General features: G+C 34.8%; 8 protein-coding genes. All 8 read right to left on the bottom strand.

Features of this window, described 5'->3' with window-relative positions; translation table 11 throughout:
• Nucleotides 1-148 precede the first annotated feature (148 nt).
• Complete coding sequence (locus AC1DMU_RS25750; protein ID WP_476941627.1) at nt 149-2326, bottom strand: hypothetical protein; 2178 nt, start codon at nt 2324-2326, stop codon at nt 149-151.
• A 629-nt stretch (nt 2327-2955) separates the two neighbouring features.
• On the bottom strand, nt 2956-4869 hold the full coding sequence (locus AC1DMU_RS25755) for a hypothetical protein (protein WP_476941628.1): 1914 nt from the start codon (nt 4867-4869) through the stop codon (nt 2956-2958).
• A gap of 15 nt (nt 4870-4884) precedes the next feature.
• Nucleotides 4885-7350 carry a hypothetical protein gene (locus AC1DMU_RS25760; RefSeq protein ID WP_476941629.1) on the bottom strand — a complete coding sequence of 822 codons (2466 nt, stop codon included), beginning with the start codon at nt 7348-7350 and terminating at the stop codon, nt 4885-4887.
• Nucleotides 7351-7371: 21 nt separating this feature from the next.
• Nucleotides 7372-9108: a hypothetical protein gene (locus AC1DMU_RS25765; RefSeq protein WP_476941630.1), complete on the bottom strand. Its 1737-nt coding sequence runs from the start codon at nt 9106-9108 to the stop codon at nt 7372-7374.
• Between the two features lie 16 nt (nt 9109-9124).
• On the bottom strand, nt 9125-10483 hold the full coding sequence (locus tag AC1DMU_RS25770) for a hypothetical protein (RefSeq protein ID WP_476941631.1): 1359 nt from the start codon (nt 10481-10483) through the stop codon (nt 9125-9127).
• A 13-nt stretch (nt 10484-10496) separates the two neighbouring features.
• Nucleotides 10497-10874, bottom strand: coding sequence for a Low copy number virion structural protein (locus AC1DMU_RS25775; protein WP_476941632.1), 378 nt, complete (start codon nt 10872-10874; stop codon nt 10497-10499).
• A gap of 12 nt (nt 10875-10886) precedes the next feature.
• Complete coding sequence (locus AC1DMU_RS25780) at nt 10887-11261, bottom strand: Low copy number virion structural protein (protein WP_215559154.1); 375 nt, start codon at nt 11259-11261, stop codon at nt 10887-10889.
• 44 nt (nt 11262-11305) lie between these two features.
• Complete coding sequence (locus tag AC1DMU_RS25785) at nt 11306-11689, bottom strand: hypothetical protein (RefSeq protein ID WP_476941633.1); 384 nt, start codon at nt 11687-11689, stop codon at nt 11306-11308.
• Nucleotides 11690-11698 lie beyond the last annotated feature (9 nt).

Below are 11698 nucleotides of genomic sequence, written 5' to 3' on the forward strand. Positions count from 1 at the left end.
AATTCACAGAAAGTTCCGGCTAGACTCAGGATTTATTTAAATGATTACATTCTACATCTTTGTTATATAAAAATCGTTTTTGGGGTCAATTATAATTTTTAAAATTTTTTTTCATTAATAACGTTGCTGTTCTTATATCTTATTTACATTAATTATGTTTTAGATGAACATTAAAATAAATTGGTTCAAATGCTAGGACATTTGTATCCTTCACAACCTTCACCCAAAAGTCACGCGTACTTTGTGCAGCTATTGAATCAATCTGAATTTCATTCAAATAGTTAGTACCATCTAATGAAATAAGTGTCCAGGTGTAACCAACTTTATCCATGTACTGCTGGATTGATAGTTTTATACCTGTAGCAGCACCAATGTTATCATTTACGATAGTCATTTTTACAATCCGCTCATTATTCAACATGTAGCCTAAATTCGTTGGATCAGTTGTATTTAATTCTTCGCTATTCATTTTGATTTGTAGGGATGAACCCATACAATACATATCTCCACCATAGAAGGTACCTTGTTTCTTTGCTAGTAGTTCGTTTTCCTCATCATATATTTCTATGATTCCCTCAAACTCTAAGGAAGGAAGTAAAATATCAATGCCTGTATGAGCTGCAGCTACGATGTTAGTAGAAAGGATATTATCTGCAGTATCTTTTAATACAACCTTATAATTTTCATATAGCTGGCGCAGACGCAACATGTTACTCGTTGTCATAATAATTTTATTGATGTCTAGCGGTACAAATCCCTCTGCAGTTCCTCTTTTTAAAACCACACCTATTCGTTCAGCTGATAATGAATCGTTATTCGCATAATCAAAGAATGTATCTGTCTTTATGTAGAAGTCCCATTGGTCTTCCTTACATATTGCCATCCACTCTGTATTGCTTTGAGAACTATTAGCAGAATAGGATTCCAGGAATTCAACCCTATTCTTTTCATTTTGATAGATTAGTAAGCCGCCTTCATCTCCTTCTTTTGTAGGAGCATAATCCGCAATAACCTGGATTGCAAAGTTATCTTGTGGTTTATCGATTAACAGCATAACGTCTTTATCTGCAGAATGATTCATACGTAAGAATCCTTTTTTAACCGCATTGTTAAATGCATTTGATGGCAACATAAGCCATTTTGGATTTATGGTATCAAAATCATCTACAAATATTTTTCCGCTTTCTTTTTCGTACATGGATACTTTTGGTTTTTTAATTACATCTTGTGATATTAATTCTCCACCTAATATATCGATGGCATCTAAATACAATGCGTCTGTACTAATAGTGACAGTATGAGAACCTGGTGCAAGATTTAACTTTTCAAATGAAATGCATTGATATAATACATTTATAGAACTTTCATACATCTCAAATGTACCTGCGTCTACTCCATCAATATTAACCTTAGTTAACTTACCTTTAAAACTTGTCGTTCCGGATTTCACTGCAATTAATCGTAGTCCCGTACCACTAAACGTAAACTGAATTCCACATGTTCCTGGCATGGAATATGATTTCATGTGAATTGAGTTATTGTAGTAAATACCTAGACTGCTTTGATGCACCAGCCAATCGCCAGTATAATTAATATTGCTATCCATATCATCAAACCGTTTCCAACCTGGTTCTGGTTCTTTTAATACATCACCAACTTTAACAGTTGTAAGAAGTTCTCCCCCTAATATATCAATTGCATCTATAATATTATCTTGAGCTTCAATTACAACTGTATGATTTCCAGATACTAGATTTAATTTTTCGTAAGCTAAAATCTGAGTGCCGGCTACTTTTGGTGAGATTGTATACGTTTCTGCTGAACCGTCTATTGTGATTTTTATCGAGCCTCTGTAAAAAGTTGGATTACTGCCGTATTGAGAAATAACTCGTATGCCAGTTCCCGAAAATGTAAACTCGCATTTGGTATTTTCGTTACCCTGTTCTGAGCTCTTGTACGATAACGACTGATTATAGTAATATGTATAACCACTAGCCTGGCTCCAAGGTCCTGTATATTTAATGTTAATATCCGTATCGTCGAACCGTTTCCAACCTGGTTCCGGTTCTTTTAAGACATCACCGACTTTAGCATTAAAATTTGCGTAATCAATAGCAGATAAAAACGTATAATGATTCTCATTTGAACCAGTAGTGAAACCATCATAAGTTACCTCTACTCTATGAGTGCCGCTAGGTAAATCAAATTTTTCAAAACAGACTCTAAACATTGATGGAGAATTAGAAATTACTGAGCCTTTAATCCAATTCCCACCATCTATTCTTACTTTTATATTGTAACGATGTGCTGAACTAGATTTTTGCATTATTCTTAAAGCTGTTCCTGTAAATGTGAATGAAAATATATCATCACTTGTATTTCGGGGGCCATCACCTGCAACCCAACAGTCTTCTGCAGAAGGATTACTATTTTCACCTACTATAAACCAATTAGCATTTGGGTATTTATCCTTATCTCTTATACCTTGAAAAAAAGTGTTAACGTTATCGCGTTGGAAATACTTACGACTCCATCTAGATTCCGGTTTCAGTAAACTATTGCCTAATTGAATTGTCACTCTATCACCCTATATTATCTAGTTTTCTTCAATGTAAGCTTGTTAACAAATAACTAATACTTCACATAGTTTCAAACCTATATTTTCCCTACACCCTCTATTTATTCTCCTTTTTCTATTCCTAGCACTCTTTCAAGTAAGGTAACTATATCTGCAGACTAACTACTTAATCGTTCTTTATTTCAAAAAACCAATCCATATTCTCTTTTTAGTTCTCTATTATGATAGAATTCACAGAAAGTTCTCCGGCTAGACTCAGGATTTATTCAAATGATTACATTCTACATCTTTGTTATATAAAAATCGTTTTTGGGATCAATTATAATTTTAAAATTTCTTTTCATTAATCTCGTTACTGTATCTATATCTTATTTACCTCAATTATGTTTTAAATGAACATTAAAATAAATTGGTTCAAATGCTAGAGAATTTGTATTCTTTACAACCTTTACCCAAAAATCACGCGTACTTTGTGCAGCTACTGAATCAACCTGTATTTCATTCAAATAGTTAGTCCCATCTAATGAAATAAGTGCCCAGGTATAGCCGGTTTTCTCCATATATTGCTGGATTGATAATTTTATATTTGTTGCAACACCGATGTTATCATTTACGATTGTCATTTTTACAATACGCTCATTATTCAACATGTAACCTAAATTCGTTGGATCCGTTGTATTTAATTCTTCGCTATTCATTTTGATTTGTAGGGATGAACCCATACAATACATATCCCCACCATAGAAGGTAGCTTGTTTCTTTGCTAACAGTTCATTTTCCTCGTCATATATTTCTACGATTCCCTCAAATTCTAAAGAAGGGAGTAGAATATCAATGCCTGTATGAGCTGCGGCAACGATATTAGTAGACAGGATATTATCTGCAGTATCTTTTAATACAACCTTATAATTTTCATATAGCTGGCGCAGACTTAGCATATTACTCGTTGTCATAATGATTTTATTAATGTCTAGCGGTACAAGTCCCTCTGCAGTTCCTCTTTTTAGAACAACACCAATTCTTTTTGCATCTAATGAATCGTTATCCATATAATCAAAAAATGTATTAGTTTTTGTGTAGAAGTCCCATTGATCTTCCCTACAAATTGCCATCCACTCTTTATTACTTTGTGAACTATTAGCAGCATAAGATTCAAGGAATTCAACCTTATTCTTTTCATTTTGATAGAGCAGTAAGCCACCTTCATCTCCTTCTTTTGTAGGAGCATAATCCGCAATAATCTGGATTGCAAAGTTATCTTGCGGTTTATCGATTAACAGCATAACGTCTTTATCTGCAGAATGATTCATACGTAAGAAACCTTTTTTGATAGCATTGTTAAATGCACTTGATAGTGACATAAGCCATTTTGGATTTACGAAATCAAAATCATCTACAAATATTTTCCCGCTTTCTTTTTCGTATAGCGATACTTGTTTTTTTTGAGCATTAAAGGGAATTAACGCTCCGCCTAGAATATCGATTGCATCAAAATTCATTTTAAATCCGGATAACTTTACTGTATGAATTCCCTCAGCTAAATCAAATTTTTCATATAATAACGTCTGCTGCTGTACAGTAGTCCCTTTATAATTGATGTTTTCACTTGGTAGATCATCAATTGAAATTTGACCCGTATCATATAAAGGAGTTAACCAGCCTATAATTCGTAAAGCTTTACCATAAAAATGAAATTTTACAGTAGCCAATTTGTCGCTATATGGACCGAAGTGCGAGGAACCACCGTAGTTTTCTGGGTTTGTAGTCACGCCCCATGCTCCAGAATATTGAAAATTACTATCCGTATCATCAAACCGTGTCCAACCAAGTTGAGGTTCTTTTAGAACATTACCGACTTTCATAGGAGTGACAAGCCCTCCCGGCGCTTCAAAATCTAGAGCATCTAAAGTACTTACCCCATCTGCATGCAAAACAACGTTATGAGTTGCATACTGTAGATCTTTTTTTTCATATAAGAGAACAGAATAGTTTCCTTCTATAGAATCGGGGTCACCAACAGTATAAGATCCATATTTCACCCCATCTATCTCGACGTTAACAGTGCCAGGCCAAAGTTTATAAGTAGCACCAATTATACGAAGTTTACTACCCACAAACGAAAATCGTATTTTTGATTTGCCACCACAAATATGATATTTACCATAAGCAGCGGAAGACAATTCCCTTATTTCCCATGCGCCTTCATACGTAATAAGAGCACTATTTATGGCATCATCATAACGTTTCCAACCCGTTTCTGGATTTTTGAGTACTTGTCCTATATACGCCATTCCATCCCCTTCTCTTTATCTCGTTTTCTTCCAGTTTGAATTTGTCCACCAAGATTGACGGCTATGACGCAGCCATAACTTCGGATCATCATTTTCCTTTTCGATAACTATTAATTCATCTGGTTTTACTGTATCTAGCACTCTCTCCATTTTGAATAGTTCATTATCCTCTAGAACAGATTCTCGTTCTGGTGTACGTTCAAATCGTTCATATTCCTCTATAACGCTTCTTAATTCATGTTCCCTATCAAATATACCTACTTCATTAACTACAACTTCTACACTAGCCTGTCGTTCTAATAATTCTTGTTCACTAACGATTACATATTGTTCAGATTCCCTTGCTGCATCTACAGTTTCAATTACATTTGTATCTGTTGTTATAACGTCTTTATCAGCTGGTGTTATTTCATAAATAATTTCACCTTCAAATTCACGTATAAAGTTAAAGGACTCTTGCTCCGTAATAAAGGCTTGTTGTGTAGCTTGTTTATAAGAAAAGTCTAATGATATATGTTCAGCATCTAAGATAACTGGAATGATGTCAAAAGCTACTTCTTCAATAACTGCAGTTGTAAATTCTTTCATTGCTTTTTCAGATTCAATTGTTTGTTGTATTTGCATTTGCATTATTTGTAATGTTTTAGAAGTATCTTCGAAAAGTGTAATTCGTGTTTCTAGTTCTTTTCGGATACGACCAAATAAATCGAATTCCGGAAGATATACAGGGATCCCCATACCTTCAAATAAATCAAATTCTTCTATAGAAGCCTGTAATTCGTTTGTTGTTTTATTAGCTACAGCACTATAATCTACATTGGTAATCATTTCTCGTGCTTTTATTTCGGATGAAGAACTTTCAGATATATGTACAAGCACTCCTGCATCTTCTTTATCTGCACACTCTAGTTTAATTACATTCGCTTGTAATTCATGTGAGACATCTGCAAATGCTACATCTGATGACGAGCTTTGTATTTCTTTTAATAAACGCTGTGAATCGTCTACATTAATAGTGTTGGCAGTTAATTCATTTAATCGTTCAAATTCATTGGTGATGATTTTTTGTGTTTCAAATGTATTCTGTATTTTGATTGCATTTGAAGTTACAGATACTTCCTCAACAGATAACACACGAGAAGTGATTTCACTTTCTTGTGAACTTGTAAACGCTGTGGCAAACACATTTTCTTTCTTTACAAATTCTTGTGTATTGAGCTTAACAGAAACATGTTCTCTTACAATGCGTTCAAAATGATGAGTTTGTACGATATTGGCATTCTGATCATCAATTCTTTCAAATTCACTAGTTTCGATGTTTTCTATTGTACATACACCCACTTGTTTATTTGAATTTTCTATTATAATATAATGTGCAAAAAGCTCATTCATCCGAATAGAAGAGTCAAAATTCATATGAGTAGCATCTATAACAGGCTCTCTTTTTGCAGTTGTTAAATCTTCACTTGGAAGTAAATCTGCATTTTCTATTATTGTCTTACGTTCAAAATCATGTTGTTTTTCAATGTTCGTTGCTAATTCTCTTTGAATTCTAGCGAACAAGTCGTAATCTGGAAGATAAACAGGAGTTCCCATTCCATCGAATAAATCAAATTCTTCTAAAGAAGCTTGTAATTCATTTTCTGTTGTAAATGTTTCGTAATCATCCAGCAAACGAGTTTCTAGTTCTTTTCGTTTTGTTTTACCACAATCTTCTGTGTTAATTAATGCATCAATGGTTGGGGAAACGATATTTGATACAGCACACTCGTTATATTCTCCGTGCATTTCCCTAGTTACAATTTGACTTATATCTCCATAAAATTCTTCGCCATATAGCACACGAGCGACTTTTACCCATTCTGGTAATTCATCAACACCAGCCGCTACGAACTCACGTAATTTATTTTTTAATATATCCTGCTCTATGATTTGAGCTGCATCGTATTCTTTGGTTATAAGTTGTGATTCATTTGCATGATGCACAACTGCGTCGTTTCTTTCATTTGGTCTTTCGCTCTCTACCCCTTCGATATGGTCTATATCGAAAATTCGTTCATGTTGTATGTATTCATCCGCACAAATAAATTGCATTGGCAAACTATCAATACGTTGAGACTGCTGGGTTTCTAAATTGGCCACATCAATAATTCGATTTAATTTGAAATCAGTTGAGTCAGAAATAGAAGCATCCATTTCATTTTGTCTTAGTGCTTCTTCAATGACTCTGGATAAGATTCCCTTAGCTCGTACTTTCGTACCAGTAACTGCTGCATTATCTTCCCTAACCGCCTTGTGCCTCGCGTAGGGAGCGATGCAAATTGGATAATAAACATCATTCTTATTTTCTGTGTTTGCTGGAGTAATAGAAAAAGAGTAGGTTCTCTCATTTCTATTGGGTCCAGAGCCAACTATGACAACATGACTTTTTTCTTTGGTACATATAGAAGGGGAAGCAATAGAATAAACTTTTTCACTCATTCTTCTGCTACCCCCTTATTTTTAGATATCTTCTTTGTAGATGGCTAAGCCAATTGGATTGAAAGGCGTTGCTTTTGCTTGCGTCATAGGCGAAACAGGTGTGGTCGGTAATGTATAGCGGTATAATTGCGCCATTTCATAATAAGCGATAATTTCAGCGTCATTTACCGGTGGTTCATTAAATGTAATGGTTTTATCATCGGAATTGTACACATATTCTTCCTTTGGTACCTCTATACAAGATCGTAGTAACTTTAAGGTATCACCTTTAGGTTTATGTTCTAAGTGGAACACTTTACGCGCCCCGTCACCTTTTCCTAACACTTCATTAGAAACTGTTTTTTCAATTTCTAATTCATCAGCTTGCTGGATGTTTTTCGGATGAACAGCATAGACATCATCTAATTTACCTACATACCCATCATTAGGATGAACAATATACACTTGAGATAGATGATATTTACCACTATACACAGACGGATTAAAGCGCCCCTGACCATTATCAACATCCATATTATGAGTAATGAAAGAAAGATAATGATGTTGGTACATAGAGCCTGTATAAGATTGTGCTAATTGTACCGTTTCATTACCGTTACTTGTACTTTCTCCGTAATCTATCGTTGTATTTCCGACCTTTTTATTTGCAGAATATACAAATTGGTCACCTGTACGACAACCTGCTGCGATTATCATATTTCTTCGCGGAGCATTTTCAAATGTATACATTCGGCCGATATAAACAGGGACGAATAAAGCACGAACGGGAGCAGGTGTTGGATCTACACGCATAAACATTGCTATACGATCTCTATTGGCATTGCCGTACAGATAAACCACTGAATCTCGCTTCCAATCTCTTGTAAAGCGTCGTTCGGGTGTAAAACTAATTGGTGTATAGGGTGAAGGATTTGCGAAATTAAGCGCTGAATATACTTCACCCATAATGCTTAACATATCCTCTGTATCAAATGATGTTTTTGCCGTTAGTGTATCTATTGTTCCATCTGCTTTAGGTTCAACTGTATAGAATCCAGCCATTTTAATATTTTCTGTACTTGCGGGTGCCTTTTTAAACACAACTTTTGTTTCTGTGTATGTGTATTCTTCTGGTGGAATAATCACATCATTTTTATAAAAAATGGTACGAGACTCATCAAAATTAGGGAACGGATATTGAAACTCCGTTTTGGTTCCATTCCCATTCCCTAAATTACTTGATTGATCCGATAATTTTAATTCTTTTTCAATAAAATACTTACTATAAGTGAAGAAAATCATGTCGTTAGAAGGTTCGTAAGCATCACTAGCAAGTCTACATTCATATGTAATTTTATCGTTTTTCGCTGGTGCATCAGTAAACTTAATTTCTCCAGTACGTGCATTTATTGTGTAACTTTTTTTATCTTTCACGATACTATTTATATAAATAACAAGAGAGCTTTCCGTTACTGGAAATACAGGCATTTGAAAGGCTTTCTTTGTCCCATCTCCTACACCTAATTTTCCTAAGGGAGAATCAGCTGTAATGTATCGATTATCGGTAAAATCAGTTACATTTGTATCATACGCAGTAGCTACTCCTAATTTTCTACGTTCCCCATCACTACCAGCTGCTTCAAATAAACGAACATCAATAAATTTACTAATCCCACTACGAATACGGAAAAATAGCTTTCTATCCCATCCATTAGTAGTAAATATTTTTTCCAATTCAATCGGTAATGTTTGTAAATACGATATTTTATCAAACCACATATATATTCATCCGCCTTTATCTTGTTTTTTCATAGATTCCTAAACCAGCTGGACTATAAGCAGTAGCAGGTAATTTTGTAATTGGTGAAATTGCATCGACCGTAAAGAAACGATAAATGTCATGAGTATCTGGACAAGTATTTTGTCTTACTTTCAATTTATCTCCATTTAATAAACCTAAAGGAGATAGTAGAACGATATAAGGCATATAACCACGAACACCTTCTTCCGGGTGAACAATATACGCTCGTGACGTATGGACTTTATTGCTGTAAACAGAAGGGTTAAATTGATATTTGTATTCATCATTTTCATGATTCTGCCACGCGTTCGGATACTGGCCACCTGTTGTACTTTTTCTATCTGGTGGCATCATGTTAGGTGGTACATTCCAAGCTAGATAATGTGCTTGATATCTTGCTCCAAAACGTGATCGCTTAATTATGATGTTATCAATACCGTTACCTGGGCTTTTAGGATACGATTTTGTTCTCGGCATATATTTTTTAACATCCCGAAATGGAGTTTTACTTTCAAAGTCATATTTATGCGAGTTCGCTTCTGGCCCTTCGTCATAAGCTGTTCCCGCCCATAGAGCATCAGCGATTGTGTCATCAGCTGCATAACTTTCTAATTTCCCCATATAAACAGGAATAACAGGAACAGAGTTATTATCAAATGCAGGTGTTTTGTCTGCTTGTATCAAAAGTACGACACGAGATTTATCTACTTGTCCTGTAATACGAACCATTGAATCTGGCCACCAATTCGAATCGGCATCTATATTTGTTAGTTTAGGATTTCTAAAAGAACACTTCACCCAAGGTGACATCATAAGTTGTGGATCATCAGTGTATTCATAAGAGTAAGTTGTATAAATTTCACCCGAACTTGGAATTCTATTTTCAGTTTTTATTTCTTTAACGTGAGATAATTCAACATCCATTATAGATTGGAATTCAGAACCATCTTGAGCGCCCATAGGAATTAAACTATTATCTTGATAATTTGGAATTTGTTCTATCATGTATAGATACATACAAGAACGATCTTTATACCTTGGATTATTTTCTACGTAAGATCGAAATTCTGCTTCACCTTTCTCTGTAGACAAATCAATATCTAATTTTGTTTTAGTTTCCCAAGCTGAGGTCTGCACGATTCCGTACATACCACCATCGGAATTTTGTAAAATAACGTGTTTTGCACACCAATATTTATACAACTTAGTAGTTTTACCTGAGATTGTTTGCTCTTTTTCTTTATAAATGTATTTATAAAAGATTTTGACTTTCTTCCAACCGTTTTCAGTCATTAAATTTATGAGTGAATCTTGAAAGTCTGCTTCTGAAACGATTTTTTCAACGTATGCCATCTATTTCACACTCCTAATCTCTTAATAGTTGGTAATTAAGCCATATAGCTTTTTTCTCTGCAGATGCATTGTGGTATTCGAACTTTAGCTCGGCATTAGCAGGTATAGGTTTTACAATAGAGAAATTAAATCCCTCCGGCACATCTTTTACATAAACCTCTTTAAACACTTGTTGGCCATTAATAAATAAATTCCAGTAGTCCGAATCACTGTAATGTGAAGCAGCAACAGAAAAAGCAATCATTTCTGTTTCGAATGGCAATGAAAACTTATCTACATGAATGTCATAATGAATACCAACTCTTCGCCCTTGTATGAATGGCTCTGTTTTTGTCGGGAAGTAAGGCGCGTCGAATCTTCCACCAGCCATATAATTAATTGCAAAGCTCATCAGTACGCCTCCTTATCTTAAAAAGTGCAATTCAAACCAAACAGTTTTATCAAGAATTCCTTGGTTATAAAATCGGAATACAATTGTGTCTCCTGCTTTAACCGCTTTATAAACCATAAAATGCATCCCTTCCGGAAGACGCTTTGTATAAATATCTTGGCAAACAGTTTGTCCATTCACAATTAAATCCCATTTATCATCTAATTCGTACATGGAGGAACTAACACTAATTGCGTAAATCTCCATATCTGCAGGTAATATATATTTCACTTCATCCGTTTTATATGATGTGGAATCCATAATGAATCCAGGTACGAATGGTTCTGTTTTTGTTGGATGAAAAGGTGGATCTAATCGACCACCGGCTAAATAGGTTGTTTCAAACAAGAGCAATCACCCTTTTTCTTGTATTAAAAAATTCCCGTGCATCATTACGACACATCGGGAATTGTTAAATCAGATAGTATACCGTTACCTTTATTAAGAAGTCTCGGCTGCACACGCTCTAATTGCTTTTGTGCATTGTATATTAATTGTATCTCCATTTCTTTTCCGGTTATTTTATGAGAGACAAGAACCTTTTCTAGCATACCTTGTGCATTGAAAACTAAATCGTAGTGCAGATATTTATCGCCATCAACTGCAGATAGTCGAGCGCCGTCACGAATAAGGGTATATCCTTCGGTCGTTCCTTCTTTAAATACGTCATTCGGGTCATTACCAGGCATTGGTTTACCACCGGTATATATTTGCCTATCGATTAACCCTTTCATTAAATACATAATTGGATCATATAAGTTTTTTTGCATTATCATAGAATCACC

This window comes from Bacillus sp. 01N45 (assembly GCF_056399205.1).

Coding starts and splice junctions, on each gene's coding strand:
- AC1DMU_RS25750 (WP_476941627.1), bottom strand. CDS start 2,326: ATGCAAAAATCTAGTTCAGCACATCGTTACAATATAAAAGTAAGAATA.
- AC1DMU_RS25755 (WP_476941628.1), bottom strand. CDS start 4,869: ATGGCGTATATAGGACAAGTACTCAAAAATCCAGAAACGGGTTGGAAA.
- AC1DMU_RS25760 (WP_476941629.1), bottom strand. CDS start 7,350: ATGAGTGAAAAAGTTTATTCTATTGCTTCCCCTTCTATATGTACCAAA.
- AC1DMU_RS25765 (WP_476941630.1), bottom strand. CDS start 9,108: ATGTGGTTTGATAAAATATCGTATTTACAAACATTACCGATTGAATTG.
- AC1DMU_RS25770 (WP_476941631.1), bottom strand. CDS start 10,483: ATGGCATACGTTGAAAAAATCGTTTCAGAAGCAGACTTTCAAGATTCA.
- AC1DMU_RS25775 (WP_476941632.1), bottom strand. CDS start 10,874: ATGAGCTTTGCAATTAATTATATGGCTGGTGGAAGATTCGACGCGCCT.
- AC1DMU_RS25785 (WP_476941633.1), bottom strand. CDS start 11,689: ATGATAATGCAAAAAAACTTATATGATCCAATTATGTATTTAATGAAA.